We start from the raw sequence: 21,524 nt of genomic DNA on the forward strand, positions 1-21,524 counted from the left end.
TATACTGTAGACCGTCATCAAAGCTGTTTCTGGGTGGAGAGCAGGCATGACGAAATGGGTATATACCTTCGGCGGAGGCAAGGCCGAAGGGCGTGCGGGGGATCGCAACAAGCTCGGCGGCAAGGGAGCAAACCTCGCGGAGATGTGCAATCTCGGCCTGCCGGTGCCGCCCGGGCTTACGATCGTCACGGATGCCTGCAACAGCTATTTCGAAAATGACAGGGCCATGCCCGACGGCCTGCGCGAGCAGGTGCGGGAGGGCATTACCCGGATGGAAAAAATTACCGGCCGCACCTTCGGTGACACGGTCCGTCCGCTTCTCCTGTCCGTCCGTTCCGGAGCGCGCGCGTCGATGCCCGGCATGATGGACACGGTTCTCAATCTTGGCCTCAACGACAAGTCCGTGCATGCACTCGGGCACGACGCCGGCGATGCGCGCTTCGCCTGGGACAGTTACCGGCGCTTCATCCAGATGTATGGCGATGTCGTCATGGGCGTCGACCATGAGGTCTTCGAGGAAATCCTGGAGGACGAGAAGGGGCGGCTTGGCCACGAGCAGGACACGGAACTTTCGGCCGTCGAGTGGCAGCACGTCATTTCGCGCTACAAGGAAGCGATCGAAGAGGTGCTTGGCGAGCCCTTTCCGCAGGATCCCGAGGTTCAGCTCTGGGGCGCGATCGGCGCGGTCTTTTCGAGCTGGATGAACCCGCGCGCGATAACCTACCGTCATCTTCACGGAATTCCGGCCGGTTGGGGTACTGCGGTCAACGTGCAGGCGATGGTCTTCGGCAACCTCGGAAATTCGTCGGCGACAGGCGTCGCCTTCACCCGCAATCCATCGACGGGCGAGAGCGAGCTCTATGGCGAGTTTCTGGTGAACGCCCAGGGCGAGGACGTCGTCGCCGGCATTCGCACGCCGCAGAACATCACCGAGGCCGCACGCATCGCGTCGGGCTCCGACAAGCCGTCTCTGGAAAAGCTGATGCCCGAGGCTTTCGCCGAATTCGAGGCGATCTGCGGCAAGCTCGAGCGGCATTATCGCGACATGCAGGACCTGGAATTCACGATCGAGCGCGGCAAGCTGTGGATGCTGCAGACCCGGTCCGGCAAGCGCACCGCCAAGGCGGCCCTGAGGATTGCGGTCGACATGGCCGAACAGGGGCTCATTTCCAAGAACGAGGCCGTGGCGCGGATCGACCCAGCCTCGCTCGACCAACTCCTGCATCCGACGATCGACCCCCATGCGCGGCGAGACATCATCGGTTCCGGTCTGCCGGCCTCGCCGGGCGCGGCAACCGGCGAGATCGTCTTCTCCTCCGAGGAGGCCGTCCAGGCCGTCAAGGAGGGGCGCAAGGTCATTCTGGTCCGCGTCGAGACGAGCCCCGAGGATATCCACGGCATGCATGCGGCGCAGGGTATCCTGACAACCCGCGGAGGCATGACCAGCCATGCGGCAGTCGTTGCCCGCGGCATGGGGACGCCTTGCGTATCCGGGGCGGGCAATATCCGCGTCGACCCGCGCAACGAGCTCTTGATCGCGGCAAGCGTGACCCTGAAAAAGGGCGACATCATCACGATCGACGGGTCTTCCGGCCAGGTGCTGAAGGGCGAAATCCCGATGCTTCAGCCCGAGCTTTCGGGCGATTTCGGCCGGATCATGGAATGGGCCGATCAGAGCCGCCGGATGACCGTTCGCACCAACGCCGAAACGCCGGCGGATGCGCGCGCCGCCCGTTCCTTCGGCGCCGAAGGCATCGGCCTCTGCCGCACCGAGCATATGTTCTTCGAGGACGACCGCATCAATGTGATGCGCGAGATGATTCTCGCTGAGGACGAGGCGGGGCGGCGCAAGGCGCTCGCCAAACTGCTGCCGATGCAGCGCTCGGATTTCATCGAGCTCTTCTCGATCATGCACGGCCTGCCGGTCACGATCCGTCTTCTCGACCCGCCGCTGCACGAGTTCCTGCCGAAGACGGACGACGAGATCGCCGACGTCGCGGGGGTCCTCTCGATCGATCCTTCGGAGCTGCGCCAACGGGTCGATGCTCTGCACGAGTTCAACCCGATGCTTGGGCATCGCGGATGCCGTTTGGCGATTTCCTATCCGGAAATTGCCGAAATGCAGGCGCGCGCGATCTTCGAGGCCGCGGTCGAGGCCGCGCACAAGACCGGTGCTGCCGTGGTCCCGGAGATTATGGTTCCGCTCGTAGGGCTTCGCTCCGAGCTCGACTACGTCAAGGAACGCATCGAGGCGGTGGCAAAGGACGTCATCGGCGAGGCCGGCGTGAATATCGACTACCTGATCGGCACGATGATCGAGCTGCCGCGCGCGGCGCTCCGGGCCGACACGATTGCCGAGTCGGCTGATTTCTTCTCCTTCGGCACCAACGACCTGACGCAGACCACCTTCGGCATCTCTCGCGATGACGCCGCCCTGTTTCTCGCCACCTACCAGCAGAAGGGCATCATCGAGCAGGATCCGTTCGTTTCTCTCGATTTCGACGGTGTCGGTGAACTGATCCAGATTGCGACCGAGCGCGGCCGGCGGACCAAGAACGGCTTGAAACTCGGGATATGCGGTGAACATGGAGGCGATCCTGCGTCCATCCGCTTCTGCGAGGAGGCGGGTCTCGACTATGTTTCCTGTTCGCCGTTCCGCGTGCCGATCGCCCGGCTGGCAGCGGCGCAGGCGGCGATCAACGTCAGCGGCAAAACCGAGACCGCGGCGGCAGCGAGCTGATCGCTGCCGCCCTGTGTCCGTAAGTCGGGAACGCCTTGTTGGCCAGCATCATTTCGGTCTGACGATCAGAGGCCGCTCGACGACGATCGGCCGGCTCCAGCCCCACATCATTAGGTCGTTGCTGTAGCGCATGCTGCGCGCCTCGGCGCGGCGGTCGAGTTCGATGCGTTGCAGGCAGGTGGCGAAGGCATCGGTACCGCGGCGAAAACCGTAGGAGGCACAGGTGTTGCTGTCGGCCGCCCGCCGTTCCTCCGGCGTCTGGCACGCGACAAGCAGCAGCCCAGCCGCGGCGAGGGTCAGCAGTCTCAAAGGTTTCATCACCACCTCCTGGATCGCACTTTTCCTCATCCCGCTCAAATCGACACGCGCGGCACGCGACGATCAATCGAGCACAGCAGATGTTGCGTAGCGCCGATCTTGGTGCGGGCCGCCGGCGCCGGCGTGTGGGAACAAAGATCGGCCGAAAGGCGGGGCATATTCACGGCGGGGCGAGGGAGAGGGTTCGTCGCGCTTCTGCACGCAGAGGGCACAAGCATGCACCGGTAACGCATAAAGCAAGTCCGCAAGGCGCAGTTCAATTAGGCCGCGATATCATGCGCCCGCCGCTGCCGACCGGTCAACCGCCGTTGGGCCGTTGTTCAGATTCGCTCGAGGACGCCGACAAAGGCCTCGGCAAAGCTTTTCAGATCCGCGGTTTGCGCGCCTGGCTGCTCGACGCGGATCTCGGTTCCGTCTCCGCCAAGGCAGACGAACAGGATCGTCGGCGCCTTTCCGGCATCGCTGTAACGAATGGCGGCGATCGTGAGGCAATCCTCGATCAGACCGGAGGCAGGCAGAGTGAAAAGCAGCTCGCCACCGATATCGGCAGCGACCGTGCGCACAAAGGCGGCAAATTCATCCTTGCTTCCGGAAAAGCCATCGAGAGAAAGTTCCAGTTCGAGCAGTGCCATCGGTATGGCAGCGTCGCCGGGTTGAGGCAGGAGGGTGGGGGCAGCCTTCGTCACGCTTGTTTCCGGTGCGACCATGATATCCTCTCCGATTGATTGCCGCGCGTTGTTCACTGTCGACGCCGGCCGATGCCTCCGGTTGAACTCCTTCCCGCCGGAAAACGTTTGGCGAGAATCCTTAATGCCGAAATACCTGTTTAACGAGAATGGCGAATTTGCGGCACCGCCGCAAGCGCAGTTTTCGTCGGCAGATGGGCGAGCATTGGGTGTTCCCACGCTTGGCGCCATGGTCTAAGAAGGCCGTGGTCTGTTCCGCTTCGGGGATTGATTCCGTTAGATGATTATCCGCTACGAGCGTCCCTATTCCTACGCCGCGCACTGGGCGCGCGGGCTCGCCCGCATCGCATTTGCAATCTTTGCGCTGTCGCTGCTGGCGCACCGTTTCGGTCCGTTGACCACACCGCATTTTCTGGCGCTTGCCTCACTGTCGGGCGTTTTTGCTCTGGCTGGCGTGCTGCTTGCGGCCATCGGGCTCACGCGCCTTTGGCAGGTAGCGGCGATCGGCGGCATCGCGTCGCTGTCCGCGCTTACCTATGCCGCCCCTCCGCTCGGCTTCTTCGGCTTCGGCGCCGTGCAATATCTGATGCGGCCCAAGATCTACGATGTCACGACCGACACGGTGACACCGCCACCGTGGATCAAGACTCCTGTGGCGGAAAGGAGTTGGCTCACGCGAAGCCCGACGGTCACGCCGCAGGATCGGGAGGCGCAAATCGCCGCCTATCCTGGATTGACGGGGAGGCGTTACGACGGCGCCCTCGACCGCGTATTCCAGGGCGTGCGCAAGGTCGCCGGGGAAACGCGTATCGCCACCACGGCGGAACTCGGCGTCGAGAACGCCCGCGCGGACCTCGGGGATCTGGCGGTTCAGGGCGGCGCTGGAGTGGACACGAATAGAGAGCCGGACGTCATTCCGGTTCCGGCTGCGCGTCCCGCGCCGGATCTCGACCCGCTTCCAGGAAGGCGCTCCACCGACGTTGTGCTGCAGGGCGAATGGCGTACCCTTATTGTCGGCTTCCGCTTCGATGTACTGATCAGGCTCCGGGAGGAGGCGGAGACCACTTTCGTCGATGTGCGCGTGGCCTCTCGTTATGGCGCCCATGATCTCGGCATGGGCGCCGCCTTTGCCGAGGAGTTCCTGCGGGCGCTTGACGCCGAACTTCTGGGCATTGCCGGCGATTGACCGCACTGTCGGCTACAGCGCCGCGCGTCCTATCAGACGTGCAAAGGACGCTGCAGCACTTTAAGCGACTGCAACATGCAGTAGTCAGCCGGCGCCGCCCGGCACGAGCCGATAGTCGCCGAAGAGCGACGGCGGACCGTCGGTCTCGACGCGGCCCTGTTCCACGAGGTCTTCGAGATGCGCCAGCACTGAAAGTGCCGCGGCCCCATGGAGACGCGGGTCGGTGGAAGCGTAGATCACTTTCACCATGTCCGGGATCTTTCGGTCACCGGCGCGGATGCGTTCAAGCACGGAGCGCTCGCGCATCTTGCGGTGTGCCCGAAGCGCGCGGAGGAATGCCCCGGGGTCGGTGACCGGACCGCCATGGCCCGGCAGATAGAGCCGATCGTCCCGCTGCATCAGCTTTTCGAGCGAGGCCATATAGTCGGCCATGGCGCCGTCCGGGGGTGCGACGATGCTCGTCGCCCAGGCCATAACATGGTCGGCGGAAAAGAGGATGCCGGTGCCGTCGAGCGCGAAAGCGGCATGATTTGCGGTGTGGCCAGGCGTCATCACGGCCGTCAGGCCCCAGCCGTCGCCCTCGACCCGCTGGCCTTCGGAAAGCGCGATGTCGGGCATGAAATCCATGTCCGAGCTTTCGGCGAAGGGATTGGTTTCGCCGGCATGCAAGGGGCGGGCCGCGCGGTGCGGTCCTTCGGCAACGATCGTGGCCCCGGTCGCGGCCTTCAGCCGCCGGGCGAGGGGGGAATGATCGCGGTGTGTATGGCTGACGGCGATGTGCGTCACCTCGCGGCCATCGAGCGCGGCCATCAGGGCACGGAAATGTGCGTCGTCGTCGGGTCCCGGATCGATCACTGCGACCGAACCTTTGCCGACGATATAGCTATTCGTTCCGTGGAAGGTGAAGGGACCGGGATTGTTGACCGTAATGCGCTGCACGCGGTCGGCAACAGGCACCGCCTCACCGTGAGCCGGCTTGAAGTCGAGGTCGAAATCCGGTCCCTGCATACGTCTCTTCCTGGCTTTCACGTGTACTCGATCTCGATGATGACTGTCGGCTCCGCGCCTGCCTTCAGCACATTGCGCAGGCGCGCCGCGACAATAGGCCAAAGGGCCATGGGAAGAAACCACTCCCGGCGCTGGAAAGTTTTGCGCCAATGTCGGCCGCGTGCGTCGAACCGGCTGAAGGCGGGCGAAAGAATTCTGCGTCGAAGGCGAAGTTAAGCATTGTGACGGGCGACGAGCTTTGCTAATCAGGCGCTCGATTTGGCACGGCGATTTCTCGCCAGCTTAAGTTGGGGCGTAGCCAAGCGGTAAGGCAGCGGTTTTTGGTACCGCCATTCCCTGGTTCGAATCCAGGCGCCCCAGCCAGTTCCAAAGGGTCCATACCGGACACATGGGTTACGGTTTCGCCGCCCCTCATTCGCGGCTCGCGGATCACTGGTCCTCCTGTCGGCAATCCCTCAACCATTGCGCTCAGCGCTTGCGGACTCTCGACTACGACGTCGGCTCAGATGTCCAAGTAATGCCGACGGATTAAGCCAATCGGCGGATGCCTAATCCTATTGGACCCGCATCGCTACGAACTGGCTGTGCTAGACTGAACACCCTTGAGGATCACCAGTGCTGTGCGCGCATGACTTTTCAAGTCGCGCCTAGCCGGAGGATCAGTCATGGATATCAAGCTATCCGAGCCGACCTACGGCAGCCCAGCATTCCCCTCCAAGGACCGTCGAACCGCGGGAGTCCCGTGGCGTCGCGTGCGGCAGAGGTCCGTCAGGATCGTCCTCTTCTTCACTCCCCTCTGCCTTGCTCTGCTGCTCGGATGTCCGGCAGTAAGCGATCCGGCATCGCATGCCGGAAGCGGCAGGCGAGAAGGCGAGGTCATGATCGCCCAACGGCCAATGCCGGCGCCAGTGGGCCAGCCATCGCCCGCCGATGCCGGAAGGCGCCCGCCCGTGGCACAATTGCCTGTGGCGAAGCCGTCGGTGGCGGAGCTGTTGTCCGCTCTGAAGCGAGAACGGTCGACGGTCGAAACTCTGCGTCACGACTTGGCTGCCACTCGCAGGGAACTCGAAGCGTCTCGCCGGGAAACACAGACGGAGCGCGAACTGGGCGCCACGTTAACGAAGGAACTCAGTGCTGCCTTGGCTGACCTGAAAGCAATGAGCGTTGAACTCGATCAGGCGGCGAATACGATGGTACAGGCAAGGCAAGCCACGGACGCAGTGGCCAAGGCCAACGAGAAAGCCGCGCATGAACGCGCCAGGAGCGCCGCGCTGGAACAAAAGCTCCTCGTGGCCCGCAAAGACATCGCCGCAATCAAGGATGGTGCCCAAGCGGCCAATGGTGCGCGTGAGGAAATTCTCCGCCGGGATCTGGCGGCCGCTAGGGGGGATCTCGATGCGATGCGGCGCGCAGGCGACGACGCCGCGCAAGCGCGCAATGTTGCCGATACAGTGGCTGAAAAGGAACGAGCCCTGGAACAGCAGCGCGAAAGAGCCGAAGGGCTTGCTCGTGATCTGACGGCTGTGCGGCGCGAGATGGAAGATCTGAGGTCCAAGGCCGCTGACACGATCCGATCGAAGGCAGCCGCGCTGAGAGCGCAGCAAGCCGGGGAGGTGGCCCTGGCGGATGCGAAACGTGCCCTTGATGAGGAGCGGAACAAGCTCGGAGCCTACGAACGCGAGCTCGCGGCTACCCGCCAATCGGTAGCAGCGCTAGAGGCGCGCGCCAGTCTCGCCGCGGCTGAGCAGGCGGCCGCGGTAGATGCCAGGAAGCTCGCCGAGACGACGGCCAGCCGGGCAGGCGAGGTGCTCTCATCGGAGTCCGAGAAGGGGCGATCGCTTGCGCGCGACCTCGACGCCGCTCTGCGGGAGCGGGCCGAGGCAAGACAAGCCCTCGATGAAGAGCGGCAGAAGCTTGCCGCCCACGAGCGCGATCTCGCGGCTGCCCGCCAATCGGTAGCAGCGCTGGAGGCGCGCGCCAATCTCGCCGAAGCTGAGCAGGCGGCCGCGGTAAAGGCTCGAAAGCTCGCCGAGGGGGCGGCCAGCCGGGCAGGCGAGGCGCTCTCATTGGAGTCCGAGAAGGGAAGGTCCCTTGCGCGCGACCTCGACGCCGCTCGCCGGGAACTGGCTGATGCGAAACGGACGCTTGATGAGGAGCGGCAGAAGCTTGCAGCCTTCGAACGCGATCTCGCGGTTGCCCGCCAATCGGTAGCAGCCCTCAAGGCGCACGCCGATCTCGCGGCGGGTGAGCAGGCGGCCGCGATAGAGGCTCGAAAGCTCGCCCAGGCGGCGGCAGCGCGGGCAGGCGAGGCGCTCGCACTGGAGTCCAAGAAGGGAAAATCGCTCGCGCGTGACCTCGACGCTGCGCGCCGGGAGCGCGACACGGCAAAGGAAGAGTTAACCCGGGTCTTGGCGGCGCAGCGCACGGCGCTGGAGCAGCGCGAGCGCGCCAACAGCCGTGATCTGGCGAGGCGTGAGAAAAATGACGACCTCAAAGCCCGAAGCGAGCGCCGCGTGGCGGATAACGAGCCTCCACCGAAGGCGCGCGTCGGCAATCGCGCAAATGAACGTGCAAAGGCTGTCCCACCGACAGCTGCCCGATCCGCCCGTGATCAGGGGTCTAAGAAGATTCGCAGGGTGCAGGTCCGCAACCCAACGCGAGCCGTTCGACCGGCGACGATCGCGCTCCCCGACGCGCTGCTGCCCGAGCATTTGCCAGTGAGTGGGCTTTGGTAACGGAGGTGGAGGGCAATCGAAGGCTCGTTTGCCTGGAGATGAGGAACACGGCAATGCACGCGAATCTAGCGGTCACATTGTTGATTACAGTCGCGATCGGCCCTGCCTCGGCCCTTGGGGCCGGCACTAGGGTTGGTGGTACCGGAGTCAGTGTCAGCGTCGGCAAGAATGGCGCTTCGGTGGGTATTAGCACGAGCGTCGGCCAGGTAGGCGGAGCAACGGCCGGAGTCTCGGTAGCCAAGAATGGGCGATCGACCGTTGGCGTCGGTGGCAAAGGTGGCGCTAAGGGCAGCGGCAAATCGGCGGGTGCCGGTTTGAAAGGCGGGTCGTCGCACCGTGGAAAAGCAGGTACTCCTGCGGCGCCTTCAGGTGGTTCGGTAGGTTCGGGTGCCGTGCCGTCGAGCGGTGGAGGAGCGGGGACCGTTCCGGGGATGGCTTCAGGTGGCCCGACCGCGGTCTCCGGCCCGCGGGGAAGTGTCAGTGGGGGTACCAGTGTCAGTGGGGGTACCAGTGTCACTGGGGGGAGTGTCACTGGGAGCATCAATGGAAATGTCAGTGGCACTGCCAGCCCGGCGACCGCCACTCCCAGCCCGATCACCGGTGGGCCTCCCGCAAGGGGTGCAGGACTGCTCGCCGCCCTGCCTCGCGTCCTGTGGCCGTTCAGAGGAGGCCGGACAGGAGGCGAGCGAGGCGAACCGGGCAACCCGGGCAACCCGGGCAACCCCTCACTGGACCCGGTTCGAACTGGGGCGATTCCGGCAATGCCCAGCGCCGTGATTGACGTCTGCAGCCAGGCGATCGCGTCTGCTGCATCGCCCCTTGGTGCCGTGCGCGTTGGCGCGAGAAGCGCCGGTCCTCTGCAGCGGGATCGCCGCGGCGCCCTTATGGCCCCGCTCATGGTGCGTATAGACTATGCACGGCAGGGTGGCATTCAGACCCGTCAGGCGCGAATCACGTGTCGTCTCGATTCGGCCGGCAGGGTCCTCTCGGTGATTTAGGCCACTCGATGCCTGTGACTGCGGCCGGTGGTAAGCGGGTGGTGGAACGTCAAACTCCGTCTGACCCGAGGTCATCCTCCTTGAGGCACCCTATTTAGGAACGCTTCAATAAGCCAGCGCGCAACCGTCCTTGCGCGGGTCCGATCCGGCCTGCAGCACGCCGTTTGCCGCATCGATCATAATCGCCTGCGCCCCGCCATGGGGCATTTCGGCTATCTTGATCTCGTGGCCCAGTGCCGCAAGGCCGTAGAGTACATCCTCGCGGATGCCGCGCTCGGCCTCGAAGCGGCCCATCTGGTGGAAGCCACGGGCGCAGTCGATGGCCTCCTGAACATCCATGCCGAAGTCGAGAATATTGGTCAGCACGTGGCTTTGGCCGACCGGCTGGAAGCCGCCGCCCATCACGCCGAATGATAGCCATGGCCGGCCGTCCTTCATGGCAATCGCCGGGATGATGGTGTGCAGCGGGCGCTTCCAGGGCGCCACGCAATTGGGATGCGCGGGATCGACGCTGAAACCGATGCCGCGGTTCTGCAGGAGCACGCCGGTCTTCGGGCTGCTGAGGCCGGTGCCATAGGACCAGAACAGCGAGTTGACGAAGGAGCAGGCATTGCCCTTTTCGTCGACCACGCTGATATAGACCGTATCGCGATGCGTGGTGGCGCCGGTTGGGCCTGCCACCGGCATGGCCTTTTTCAGGTCGATGCGGCCGCGAAGCTCGTCGGCGAAGCCCGCCGAGAGCAGCTTTTGGACGGGCACGTCGGCGAAGGCGGGGTCGGCGACATATCTGTCCCGCGCCTCGAATGCCAGCCTCGTGGCCTCGGCTTCGATATGGAAACGCTCGGCGCCGACCGGATCATATTTGCTGAGGTCGAAGCCGCTCAGGATGTTGAGCATCAGCAATGTGGTGATGCCCACACTGCTCGGCGGGATCTCCAGGAGTTCGATGCCGCGGTAGGTCGTCGAAATCGGCTCGACCCAGAAGGCCTCTTGCGTGGCGAAGTCCTCGAGCGCATGCAGACCGCCCAGCCCGCGCAGGTAGGCCACGATGTCCTCGGCGACCCAGCCGGTGTAAAAGCCGTCGCGCCCCTTTGCAGCGACCTCGCGGAGGACTTTCGCATGCTCCGGTTGCCGAAAGACCTCGCCGGCCCTCGGGGCGCGGCTGCCGTCCTTCAACCACATGCGCGCACTGTTGGCGTCCGCCTTCAGCTTGCCTTCGTTGCGGCGCCAATCGGTGGCGACGCGCTCGGTCAGCACAAAGCCTTCCTCTGCATGGCGGATGGCGGGCTGCAGCAGCTCGGCGAGCGGCATCGACCCAAAACTCCGGTTCAGCTTGCTCCAGGCGTCGACCGCGCCGGGGACGGTGACGGCATGCACCGAGGTCAGCGCGATCTCTTTTATTCCCTGCTTCAAAAGATACTCGGCTGTAAGGCCTCTGGGCGCGCGGCCGGACCCATTCAGGCCATAGACCTTGCCCGCCGGATCGCTACTGGCAGGGGCGTAGAGCACGAAATTGTCGCCGCCTATGCCGGTCGAGCCTGGCTCGACCACGCACTGCACGGCGCAGGCGGCAATCGCGGCGTCGGCGGCGTTGCCGCCGCGGCGCAGGATATCGATGGCGGTGAGCGTGGAAAGAAAGTGCGAGGTGGCGGCGGCGCCGTGCCGGCCCATGACGACGGAACGGCCGGGCAGGTGCAGGTCACGCATGGCAAGCTCCGAGGGTCTCGAGGAAAACACGGGACTCGGAGCCTATGCCCATGCCGGTTGGATGAAAAGGCTCAGCCGTAGCGATGACCGGGGTCGTGGGGCGCAAAAACCCGCCAGCCTTTGCCGACGGGTGGTCGCGTCGTCGCGGAAGTGAACCTCACTCCGCCTTGGCGCCGCCGAGGAACTCCTCGCACCAACTCGGGCCGTTGGCGCGCTTGCGGTCGCCCACGAGGCGGACGGCGCGGATGACGTAGTCGGACGAGACGGTGAGCTGTACGGAGCAGCTCAAGTATTCCGTGCGTGCGGCGGAAATGCGCTTGCCACGTTTGCCGTCGGCGGTCTTTTCGTACTCGGCCGGGATCTTGCGGGTCTTGTAGCCGCCCTTCCAGCTGTAGACGGTATTATCGCCGGTTTCGACGTCGGCAATCGGCGGACCGAACTGTGCGAAGAACGTGCCGGCGGGCTTGCCCAGCCATTGCGTCTCGACCGCGTTTCTTGCCACCCCTGAAGTCGTCGTGCAGCCGGCAAGAGCCAGCGCAAGGCCGGCGACCGTCATCATGCGGAAGTTCATGTTTTTGTCCCTTTGAGTCTCGTTCTGAAATTTTACGGCGCGGAAGCCCGTATCCCCCGGATTTCCTAGCTTTCCGCTGAGCCTCTAGCGCCAAAGCATGAGAAAGAAAATCCGCCCTGACCGCCGGCTTTCAGGAAAATATGAAGCGTTGCAGAAACGCCCTATTCCGGCGCGGCGCGAGGCGGGCCGTCGGTTTTCCACTGCCCGAAATTTTTGCCTCAGGCGGCATTCTTTTTTGCGTTGGGCGCTTGTGAAATCGAAAATGCTGTTCTATAGAGGCGCCGCTGGTCACGGAGTGTAGCGCAGTCTGGTAGCGCACCACGTTCGGGACGTGGGGGTCGCGTGTTCGAATCACGCCACTCCGACCAGCCGAATCAATACCTTAGCGGATCGGTCGCCGGCTCTTCGGAGCCCGGCTTTTTGCTTCGCGTCCCACCATTGCCGTGGCGCCAAACAGAAAGTCTTCGCTCAGATCTTCACCAAGCCTCCCATCAGTTATTTGCCGCTTGCTTGCACCCTCGTCGACCATTGAACGAGCGGCTTCACAAAGCCGTGAAGGCACGTCGCGGAATATTGGTGCCTACCGCCGTGTCGAATGCTGGGGGCATTGAACGATGGAGATCTTGTCATGAAGATGCACATCTCAATTCCCACGGCGACCGTCTTGCTGATCCTTTCCGGAGTTGTTGCACAAGCGGACGATCATCTCTTCCAGGCGCAGCAAAACGGATTGCGGCCAGGCAGCACGGCGTCGTCCAACACCCAGGCATTTACGACGAACAAGGCCGGCCACAGCGGTACCTTGGCGCCCGGTCAAGGAAGCCCCTTTACAGGGGAGGAAACCCAGACGCCGGCCACCGCCACGGCTGCCGCGAACCAGCACGCCAACGTGAAGGTCCGCGTCCCTTGACTGGTGACGGGCGATGGCGGTCGGGTGTTACCGGATGTTTCCTTAAATCGTATCCGAGTTAAGGACAAAACATGCGGCAATTCAAAGTGCTACAGCGCTTCGTTGCGCTGTAGCATGACGGCTCGTGTTCGCCGTTCGGCGGACTGTCCCACGGCGTCCGGAAACGGTGAAACAGTCCTATCGATCGTCATGATCGACGCGGCAACTTACGAATAGGCGGTTGGGTTTAAAACCCTAACTTCTCAGGGGTGGCGAGGAGACGGAGCCGTTTCCTGGGGATCATGCAGTAGCCGACGCGAGCGCTTTTGTTGTTCACTCGGAAATAGACCGTAAACCAAATGTTATCTATTCACGGTGAACGTTCAGCGCCACTATCCCTTCAACAAACGCATTGCCGTGAGGTCGTGATGTTGAAGGAACCAATTTTCACACTGCGCGAAAACGTTATCTGGTCCGCCATATAGGCAGCGTCGTCGGCTATCAGCTTTGGCGCAACGGCGACCCGCCGCCGCTAACGATGCAATTTGCGCCGATCGAGCGGAGGGCTTGACCGATCCGCGATGGGCTCCTCACTCCTCGGGAAGCCCGTTGCGTCGTGCAGCCTTGAGCAGAACGAGTTCGGCTGCAGAGGACCCGAATTCTTCTTCCAGCCGATGCGCCTCTTCCTCATCGAGGCGGTATTTCCGCGCAAATGCTTCGATCGTCATCGTGCGGCCTTCGAAGCCGCCGTCGGGCGTTTCCTTCGTGTTGCTGCCAAGCATAGCTGCGCCTCCCTGCGATGCTGGGCGAAAAGCTAGGGCAGTGGAGACGGTTTGGAAGAGAGGAAAAGAAGCAAGGCGACCGCTGGTAACCGAATGGACCGGGAGCGAAAAAAGGGGCCAAGCGGCCCCTTTTTTCGCATTCGATAAGTTGTCGGTCAGCCGTCGATCGTGTCGATGATTTCGGCCGCCTTGCCGGCAGTGACGCGACGGACGTCCACGTCCTCGCGCCGGCCCGCGAAGAGTTCCGTTGCCATCAGTTGATCGGCGAGGTCCGCCGGCAGCGACAGGATCACCCGGCTTTCTTCCGCATGGATGCCGCCGAGCGCGGCGCGCTTGGCGGTGATCATGCCGCCGGCAACCGTGTTGTTGGTATCCGGATCGATCAGGATGAAGGCACCGGTGGTGCGGTTCTGTTCGTAAGCGTCGAAAATCGCCTGCTCGTCGAAGACGAGATGAACCTTGCCGATGGCGTTCATCGGCAGTTCGTCCGCATGGTTCCACTTGCCGGTCTTGAGGTCGAGCTGGCTTGCGGGCTGAACCTGCACGCGCTGACGGCGGCTGCCGGATTTCAGCCAATAGCGCTTGCCGGGCTGGATACCCTCCGGCTGAAGCGCAACGAGCTGGGCATCAAAAGCAAGCCCGGTCATCGGTTGGCTGTCGATTGCTGCGATCATGTCACCGCGCGAGACGTCCACCTGGCGGTCAAGCACCAGCGTGATCGCGTCGCCAGCAACGGCGGCATTGCGCACGAGATCGAAGGTGACGATCTTGGTGACATTGGCAACCATGCCCGATGGCAGGATCACGACGGAGTCGCCGGGCTTTACCGAGCCGCCGGCAACCGTGCCCTGATAGCCGCGGAAGCTCTCGCCCGGGCGCGAGACGCGCTGCACGGGCAGGCGGAAGCCGACGGTCTGCGCAGAGCGCGTCGTTGCGAGCTCCAGAACCTCGATCAGCGTCGGGCCATCGTACCAGGGCATCGAGGCACGGCCGTCATAGACGACGTTCTCGCCCTTGAGCGCCGAAACCGGGATCGCCGTGACCTGCCGCACGCCGAGCGACAGGGCGAGTTCCTTGAACTCGTGCGAAATCTGCTCGAAGCGGGCGCGGTCGTAGTTGGTGAGGTCGATCTTGTTGACGGCGAGAACGAACTGGCGGATGCCCATCAGCGTCGCGATCGTTGCGTGGCGGCGGGTCTGCTCCAGAAGGCCGACGCGCGCATCGACAAGCAGCACGGCGAGATCGGCGGTCGAAGCGCCGGTCGCCATGTTACGGGTGTATTGCTCGTGACCGGGCGTGTCGGCGACGATGAAGGAGCGCTTGTCGGTCGAGAAGTAGCGATAGGCGACATCGATGGTAATGCCCTGTTCGCGCTCGGCCTGCAGGCCGTCCAGAAGCAGCGCGAAATCGGGCAGCCCGAGATCGTTCTGCTTGCCGTTGGAGTCGCGCTGCAGGGTTGCGGCCTGGTCTTCCTTGACCGCCTTGGTGTCCCACAGCAACCGGCCGATCAGCGTCGATTTGCCGTCGTCGACGCTGCCGCAGGTGATGAGGCGAAGCGGGCGGGAATCGCGCGTGGCGCGCACCGGTTCCTGCGCCGGAAGGGCCACGGCTTCGGTTGCGTCGTCCAGGGCGGCGTTCGCGATTGCGGGTGCGGTCATCAGAAATATCCCTCGCGTTTTTTCTTTTCCATCGAGCCGGACTGGTCCCGGTCGATGGCGCGTCCCTGCCGCTCGGAGACGGTCGCGGTTTCAAGTTCGGAAATGATGTCGTCGAGTGTCGTCGCGCCGGAGCGGATTGCTCCCGTCAGCGGGAAGCAGCCGAGCGTGCGGAAGCGGATCACCTCCTCGCGCTTCACTTCGCCTGGAAGAAGTTCGAGGCGCGGATCTTCGGCAAGGATCATCATGCCGTCGCGTTCGACGATCGGACGCTTCTTGGCAAAGTAGAGCGGGACGATCGGGATCTCTTCGGCCTGGATGTAGCGCCAGATGTCGACCTCGGTCCAGTTGGAGAGCGGGAAGGCGCGCACGCTCTCGCCCTTGCGGATCATGCCGTTATAGATGTTCCATAGCTCGGGGCGCTGGTTGCGCGGATCCCAGCGGTGATCGGGGGTGCGGAACGAATAGATCCGCTCTTTGGCGCGGCTTGCTTCCTCGTCGCGGCGTGCCCCGCCGAATGCGGCATCGTACTGGCCGGCATCGAGCGCCTGGCGCAGGGCTTCGGTCTTCATGATGTCGGTATAGAGCGCCGAGCCGTGCGAGAAGGGGGTCACATTTTCTGCCGCGCCGCGCGGGTTGGTGTGGACGACCAGATCGAGATCGTATTTCTCGACGATCTCGTCGCGAAACGCGATCATCTCCCGGAACTTCCAGCCGGTGTCGACATGAAGCAGCGGGAAGGGCACGCGGCCGGGATAGAAGGCCTTACGCGCCAAGTGCAAGAGCACGGACGAATCCTTGCCGATCGAATAGAGCATCACGGGGCGCTCGAATTCGGCGGCGACCTCACGGAAAATGTGGATCGCTTCGTTTTCGAGCGCCTTCAGATGCGGATCGAGCGGCGGTTTCGTGCTCTGCGGATTATGCAGTTCCGTTTCCGGATGGTTATGGGGCATTTCGAACTCCGGGGGAGGATACTTGTCTCTTGATGCGCAGGTCGTCTCAGGCGGCACTGCTGGCATTGGGGATGATGGAGGAGGCCGCTTCCGGCACGTGCAGGCCGCATTCGCGCTTCTCGTCGTTCTCCCACCACCAGCGTCCGGCGCGCTCCGGCTCGCCGGGCTTTATCGCCCGGGTGCAAGGCTCGCATCCGATCGACGGATAGCCGCGGCTGTGAAGCGGGTTGACTGGAATGGCATGGGCCGCGACATGGGCACGGATCGTCTCGATATCCCAGTCCGCGAGCGGATTGATCTTGATGAGCCCGCGCTCGATGTCGGCTTCCGCAAATGGAGTCGCCGCACGATTACCCGACTGCCCGCGGCGAAGGCCGGTGATCCAGTAGCTTGCCCCCTCGAGCGCACGCGCAAGCGGCTTCAGCTTGCGCACGCCGCAACAGGCATGCCTGGCCTCCACGCTTTCGTAGAAACCGTTCATGCCGTACTGCGCCACAAAGGCGTCGATGTCGGCCTTTTCGGGGTGGAAGCGCTTGATGAGGATTCCATAGGTTTCCTCGGTCTCGTCGATAAGCGCGACAGTCTCGGTGAAGAGGCGGCCGGTCTTCAGCGTCGCGACATCGATGTCGAGGCGGTTGGTGCCGATCGCGGCCGTGATGACCTGGTCCTCGATACCAAGCGAGGTCGTGAAAACGGCCCTGCCTTCAAGTCCTGCGATAAGCGCCAGGCGCCCGGCAAGATCGAGGCCTTCGAGCGCTTCGCTGAGGGCTGCCGCTTCGGCTTCGAGGGTTTGCGTGGTCATGGCTACATCCCGTTGCAATTTGCACGGAATATCGCAGCCGTTCGTGACAAATGACAGAAAAACGGATTTCTATTGCTCAAGGATCAGAGCAAATATCTCTCTGATCCCTAAAGTTCTAAGAAAACCTAGTAATTTAGTAGATTAATCTTGCGGGAAGGGCGTGGCACGTTGCACCCGAGAGCACCGGCCCATGCTCGCCATTCAAGAATAGTTGAATGCTCTGTCCTTTCATTGCGCCTGCTCCAGGTTCAGGCTGATCTCGCGATCCATTGAAAGGAGACAAGTGATGGCCAGGTCCTTACCTGCTCGCATGCTCGGGGGGGGGAGCTCTGGGGCTCTTGCTTGTGACGGGAGCGTACGCGCACCACGGCTGGTCCTGGGCGGAGGCCGATCAGATCGAGCTTTCCGGGACGATCCAGGAAATCTCCATGGCTCCGCCGCATCCGACGCTGGACGTCGCGACGGAGAATGACGGCCTCTGGCGGGTCGAGCTCGCAAACCTCCGCCAGACAGAGCGGTCGGGCTTTGTCGAGGGCGTGGCGAAAGTCGGCGATCCGGTGGTGGCCCTCGGAAACCGTTCGCTCGACCATAATGAAAAGCGGATGAAAGCCGTTCGAATCACGGTGGCCGGAAAAGTCTACGACATCTATCCCGACCGGATACAGACGAATTGACGAGCGGCATGGAGGCGGTGGAGTGGATCGGCACCCTGCCTTTCGCGGTGGCGATACGGCGTTCCGCGCTCCTCTACCTCTTCGTGAACGCCGCCCATATCCTGTCGATCGGAATAGTCGTCGGCGCGATCCTGCCGCTCGATCTGCGCCTCATCGGGTTCTTCGGCAAGGTGCCGGTCGCGACGATCGGGCCGTACCTTTCGCGCGCCGCTGCAACCGGCGTGATCCTCGCGATCGTCACGGGCTTCTGCCTTTTCAGCGTCCGCCCGCTTGAATATGCAGGCAACGCTGCCTTCCTGACAAAGATCACGCTGCTCGTACTGGGCATCGTCAACGCGGTTTTGCTGCATCTGACGCCGCAGTGGCGCGCCGTCGTCAAAGGCGGACCGCTCTCCTGGAGAGTCCGCCTTTCGGCGCTCATTTCCATGGCGGTCTGGACAGGAGCGGTTCTTGCTGGCCGCTGGATCGGTTTCCTTTCGGAGTAGGTTACTCGTGGGGAGGGGGTGGGGAGGGGGCTTGTCCCCAAGGCGCGCGCCTCAACTCTTTGTCTTACCGGTCGCTTAACGCCCAGCGTGGATTGATCCAGGGCTCCTGGTTGGAGCGGGCGAGGGGCTGCCTGCCGAGGATGTGGTCGGCCGCCTTCTCGCCTGTCATGATCGAGGGCCCGTTGAGGTTGCCGTAGGTGACATGCGGGAAGATCGAGGAGTCGGCGACGCGCAAGCCATCGACGCCGATCACCCGTGTTTCCGGATCGACTACCGCCATCGGGTCGTCCTTGGCGCCCATCTTGCAGGTGCCACAGGGGTGATAGGCGCTTTCGAGATGTTCGCGCAGGAAGGAATCGATCTCGTCGTCCGTCTGGACCTTGTCGCCCGGCTGGATTTCCGGTCCGCGATACTGGTCGAAGGCCTTCTGGCCGAAGATCTCGCGCGTCAGCCGCACGCAGTGGCGGAATTTCTCCCAATCCTCCGGGTGGCTCATATAATTGAAGCGGATCACCGGATCGGACTTCGGGTCGGACGAGCGAAGGGTGACGCTGCCGCGCGACTTCGACAGGTTGTAGCCGACATGCACCTGGAAGCCGTGCGTGTTGGCCGCGGCCTTGCCGTCGTAGCTGATCGCCACCGGCAGGAAATGGTACTGGATGTCAGGCTGTTTGATGCCCGGCGCCGACCGCAGGAAGGCGCAGGCCTCGAACTGGTTGGAAACACCGAGGCCTCTCTTGAAGAGCAGCCATTGCGCGCCGGCGACGCCTTGCCAGAACCACGGCAGCCAGGAGTAAAGCGAGACCGGCTTGGTGCTTACCTGCTGGAAGTAGAACTCCATGTGATCCTGGAGGTTCTGGCCGACGCCCGGCCGGTCGGCCTTCACCTCGATCCCCATCTCCTTCAGATGCGCCGCCGGACCGATGCCGGAGAGCATCAACAGCTTCGGCGAGTTGAAGGACGAGGCCGACACGATCACCTCGCGATTGGCCTTCACCACCTCGGTCCGGCCATTGCGCTCGATCTCCACACCGGTCGCGCGGCCGTTCTCGACGACGACCTTGTGGGCGAGGCAGCGGATCAGTTCGACATTCGGACGCTTCAGCGCCGGCTTGAGATAGGCGGAGGCTGCCGACCAGCGCCGGCCTTGCCAGGTCGTCTGCTCCATCAGGCCGAAGCCTTCCTGCTTGGAGCCGTTATAGTCGTCGGTGAGTTCGAACCCCGCCTGCTGTCCTGCCTGGATGAAGGCATGAAAGAGCGGGTTCCTGACGCTGCCGCGCTGGATGTGCAGCGGCCCCTGCGTGCCGCGCCAGCCGTCTTCGCCGCCGTGCGAATGTTCCATCCGCTTGAAATAGGGCAGCACGTCCGCATAGGCCCAGCCCTGGGCGCCCAACTCTTCCCAGCGATTGAAGTCCTCCGCGTGGCCGCGCACATAGACCATGCCGTTGATCGAGGAGGAACCGCCGATCACCTTGCCGCGCGGCGCGGTGATGCGCCGGTTGTTGAGGTTCGGCTCGGGTTCCGAAAGGTAGCCCCAATTGTAGCGGTTCATGCTCATCGGCCAGGCGAGTGCTGCCGGCATCTGGATGAACGGGCCGACGTCCGAGCCGCCGAACTCCAGCACGATGACGGAATGCTTGCCGTCCTCCGACAGGCGATAGGCGAGCGCCGAGCCCGCCGAACCGGAACCGATGATGACAAAATCTGCCTGCATAAGCGTTGTCTTTCTTCTACGTATCTGCGGTGTGCCCCTCATCCGGCTGCCGCCGCCTTCTCCCCGCTTGCGGGGAGAAGGGATATGCCGTGCCGCGCCAGTCCCCTCTCCCCGCCTGCGGGGAGAGGGTTAGGGTGAGGGGCAGAATTGCAATTCAGTACGGCGCCTCGACCTTCCCCATGCCGACATAGACGGTCTTGAGCTCGGTGTAGTGGTTGAGCGCCGCGACCGAATTCTCCCGCCCGAAGCCCGATTGTTTCGAGCCGCCGAACGGGATCTCGACCGGGCAGAGGTTGTAGGTGTTGATCCAGAGCGTACCCGCCTCGAGCTGGTCGACCACCCGATGCGCGCGGGTGATGTCGGCGGTGAAGACACCGGCGGAAAGGCCGAATTCGGTGGCGTTGGCGCGGGCGACGACCTCCGCCTCATCGTCGAAGTCGAGCACGCACATCACCGGCCCGAAGATCTCCTCCCGCGCGATCGTCATCTCGTCGGTGACGTCGGCGAAGACGGTGGGCTGGATATAGGTTCCGTCAGCGCTGACGGCGTTCGGAATGCCGCCGCCGGTCACCAGCCGCGCGCCCTCCGCCTTGCCCTTCTCGATATAGGAGAAGACCTTGTCGCGCTGTGCCTTCGAAACCATGGGCCCAAGCTGTGTCGCCTCGTCCATCGGGTCGCCGATGACGATCGCCTCGGTGCGCGCCTTAAGCCGCGCCAGGAACGTTTCCTTGACCTTCCGCTGCACGAAGACGCGGGTGCCGTTCGAGCAGACCTGGCCGGTCGAGTAGAAGTTGCCGAGCATGGCACCGCCGATCGCGCTTTCGAGATCGGCATCGTCGAAGACGATCAGCGGCGACTTGCCGCCGAGCTCCATGGTGACGTGCTTGAGCTCCGCCGCGGCGGCCCCTGCGACTTTTTTGCCCGTCGGCACCGAGCCGGTCAGCGACACCTTGGCGACGTCGGGGTGATTGACGAGCAGGGGGCCGGTCGACCGATCGCCCTGGATGACGTTGTAGAGCCCCTTTGGCAGGCCGGCTTCGACCAGGATCTCGGCGATCTTCAGCGCCCCAAGCGGCGTGTTTTCCGACGGCTTGAAGACCATGGCATTGCCGGCGGCGAGTGCCGGCGCGCCCTTCCAGCAGGCGATCTGCTGTGGATAGTTCCAGGCGCCGATGCCGACGCAGACGCCGAGCGGCACCCGCTTGGTGTAGGCGAAGTCGCCGCCGAGCGGGATATAGTCGCCATTGAGCGCGGCGGGCGCGACGCCGCCGAAGAACTCGAAGCTGTCGGCGCCCGAGGTCGGGTCGGCGACGATCGTCTCCTGGATCGGCTTGCCGGTGTCGAGTGTTTCCAGTTCGGAGAGCTCGCGGTTGCGCTCGCGCATGATCTCGGCGGCGCGCTTGAGGATGCGGCCGCGTGCCGTCGGGCTCATCGCAGCCCATTCCGGCTGCGCCCGTTTCGCTGCGGCGATCGCCTTTTCGACGATCGCAGGCGTCGCCGCATGAAGCCGGGCGATCACCTCGCCGGTCGCCGGATAGATGCTCTCGATCACCGTGCCGGCGGTGTCCTCGACATAGTCACCGTCGATGAAGTGCGACGCTTTCGGTTGGGCTCTCAT

General features: G+C 63.6%; 17 protein-coding genes and 2 tRNA genes. 8 read left to right on the forward strand and 11 right to left on the reverse strand.

Annotated features, from left to right (window positions below; translation table 11 throughout):
- Positions 1 to 46: 46 nt before the first annotated feature.
- Entirely contained in the window at positions 47 to 2,740 is a 2,694-nt protein-coding gene (gene ppdK / locus QA637_RS02785) for a pyruvate, phosphate dikinase (protein WP_283063285.1), read from the forward strand.
- A 48-nt stretch (positions 2,741 to 2,788) separates the two neighbouring features.
- On the opposite strand, the gene QA637_RS02790 is transcribed toward ppdK, so the two are convergent.
- Positions 2,789 to 3,064 (reverse strand): hypothetical protein, encoded by a 276-nt coding sequence (locus QA637_RS02790; RefSeq protein ID WP_428843126.1) that lies wholly within the window; start codon positions 3,062 to 3,064, stop codon positions 2,789 to 2,791.
- 314 nt (positions 3,065 to 3,378) lie between these two features.
- The gene (locus tag QA637_RS02795; RefSeq protein WP_283063286.1) at positions 3,379 to 3,765 is read right to left on the reverse strand and encodes a hypothetical protein; all 387 of its coding nucleotides are present in this window, start codon (positions 3,763 to 3,765) and stop codon (positions 3,379 to 3,381) included.
- Between the two features lie 259 nt (positions 3,766 to 4,024).
- Here QA637_RS02795 and QA637_RS02800 point away from each other — a divergent pair, with 259 nt between their 5' ends.
- Positions 4,025 to 4,930 carry a DUF1499 domain-containing protein gene (locus tag QA637_RS02800; RefSeq protein ID WP_283063287.1) on the forward strand — a complete coding sequence of 302 codons (906 nt, stop codon included), beginning with the start codon at positions 4,025 to 4,027 and terminating at the stop codon, positions 4,928 to 4,930.
- An 84-nt stretch (positions 4,931 to 5,014) separates the two neighbouring features.
- Here QA637_RS02800 and QA637_RS02805 read toward each other — a convergent pair whose 3' ends face one another.
- On the reverse strand, positions 5,015 to 5,938 hold the full coding sequence (locus tag QA637_RS02805) for an MBL fold metallo-hydrolase (protein WP_283063289.1): 924 nt from the start codon (positions 5,936 to 5,938) through the stop codon (positions 5,015 to 5,017).
- 288 nt (positions 5,939 to 6,226) lie between these two features.
- On the opposite strand from QA637_RS02805, the gene QA637_RS02810 reads away from it, so the two are divergent.
- Together QA637_RS02810 and QA637_RS02815 are read left to right on the forward strand one after the other, a co-directional pair.
- Positions 6,227 to 6,301: transfer RNA gene (locus QA637_RS02810), tRNA-Gln, on the forward strand.
- Between the two features lie 302 nt (positions 6,302 to 6,603).
- Complete coding sequence (locus QA637_RS02815) at positions 6,604 to 8,673, forward strand: coiled-coil domain-containing protein (protein ID WP_283063291.1); 2,070 nt, start codon at positions 6,604 to 6,606, stop codon at positions 8,671 to 8,673.
- Between the two features lie 1,103 nt (positions 8,674 to 9,776).
- On the opposite strand, the gene ggt is transcribed toward QA637_RS02815, so the two are convergent.
- Entirely contained in the window at positions 9,777 to 11,378 is a 1,602-nt protein-coding gene (gene ggt / locus QA637_RS02825) for a gamma-glutamyltransferase (RefSeq protein WP_283063294.1), read from the reverse strand.
- A gap of 157 nt (positions 11,379 to 11,535) precedes the next feature.
- On the reverse strand, positions 11,536 to 11,949 hold the full coding sequence (locus tag QA637_RS02830) for a hypothetical protein (RefSeq protein ID WP_283063296.1): 414 nt from the start codon (positions 11,947 to 11,949) through the stop codon (positions 11,536 to 11,538).
- Between the two features lie 291 nt (positions 11,950 to 12,240).
- On the opposite strand from QA637_RS02830, the gene QA637_RS02835 reads away from it, so the two are divergent.
- Both QA637_RS02835 and QA637_RS02840 read left to right on the forward strand, forming a co-directional pair.
- Positions 12,241 to 12,317: transfer RNA gene (locus QA637_RS02835), tRNA-Pro, on the forward strand.
- Positions 12,318 to 12,577: 260 nt separating this feature from the next.
- Positions 12,578 to 12,859, forward strand: coding sequence for a hypothetical protein (locus tag QA637_RS02840; protein ID WP_153442178.1), 282 nt, complete (start codon positions 12,578 to 12,580; stop codon positions 12,857 to 12,859).
- 569 nt (positions 12,860 to 13,428) lie between these two features.
- Here QA637_RS02840 and QA637_RS02845 read toward each other — a convergent pair.
- From QA637_RS02845 to QA637_RS02860, 4 genes are all read right to left on the reverse strand, one after another.
- Positions 13,429 to 13,620 carry a hypothetical protein gene (locus QA637_RS02845; protein ID WP_153442177.1) on the reverse strand — a complete coding sequence of 64 codons (192 nt, stop codon included), beginning with the start codon at positions 13,618 to 13,620 and terminating at the stop codon, positions 13,429 to 13,431.
- A gap of 155 nt (positions 13,621 to 13,775) precedes the next feature.
- Complete coding sequence (gene cysN / locus QA637_RS02850; RefSeq protein ID WP_153442176.1) at positions 13,776 to 15,278, reverse strand: sulfate adenylyltransferase subunit CysN; 1,503 nt, start codon at positions 15,276 to 15,278, stop codon at positions 13,776 to 13,778.
- A complete protein-coding gene (gene cysD, locus QA637_RS02855) occupies positions 15,278 to 16,231 on the reverse strand; it encodes a sulfate adenylyltransferase subunit CysD (protein WP_153442175.1) in 954 nt (317 codons plus the stop codon). The genes cysN and cysD overlap by 1 nt, the downstream gene beginning before the upstream one ends.
- A gap of 46 nt (positions 16,232 to 16,277) precedes the next feature.
- The gene (locus QA637_RS02860) at positions 16,278 to 17,033 is read right to left on the reverse strand and encodes a phosphoadenylyl-sulfate reductase (protein ID WP_283063300.1); all 756 of its coding nucleotides are present in this window, start codon (positions 17,031 to 17,033) and stop codon (positions 16,278 to 16,280) included.
- A 344-nt stretch (positions 17,034 to 17,377) separates the two neighbouring features.
- Between QA637_RS02860 and QA637_RS02865 the strand changes: the two genes are divergently transcribed.
- Entirely contained in the window at positions 17,378 to 17,707 is a 330-nt protein-coding gene (locus QA637_RS02865; RefSeq protein WP_283063302.1) for a DUF6152 family protein, read from the forward strand.
- Positions 17,708 to 17,715: 8 nt separating this feature from the next.
- Positions 17,716 to 18,192 (forward strand): DUF6644 family protein, encoded by a 477-nt coding sequence (locus tag QA637_RS02870; protein WP_153442260.1) that lies wholly within the window; start codon positions 17,716 to 17,718, stop codon positions 18,190 to 18,192.
- Between the two features lie 64 nt (positions 18,193 to 18,256).
- On the opposite strand, the gene betA is transcribed toward QA637_RS02870, so the two are convergent.
- Together betA and betB are read right to left on the reverse strand one after the other, a co-directional pair.
- Positions 18,257 to 19,906 carry a choline dehydrogenase gene (gene betA / locus QA637_RS02875; RefSeq protein ID WP_283063304.1) on the reverse strand — a complete coding sequence of 550 codons (1,650 nt, stop codon included), beginning with the start codon at positions 19,904 to 19,906 and terminating at the stop codon, positions 18,257 to 18,259.
- A 154-nt stretch (positions 19,907 to 20,060) separates the two neighbouring features.
- On the reverse strand, positions 20,061 to 21,524 hold the full coding sequence (gene betB / locus QA637_RS02880; RefSeq protein ID WP_283063306.1) for a betaine-aldehyde dehydrogenase: 1,464 nt from the start codon (positions 21,522 to 21,524) through the stop codon (positions 20,061 to 20,063).

It is taken from the genome of Sinorhizobium terangae (assembly GCF_029714365.1).
Classification (GTDB): Bacteria; Pseudomonadota; Alphaproteobacteria; order Rhizobiales; family Rhizobiaceae; genus Sinorhizobium; species Sinorhizobium terangae.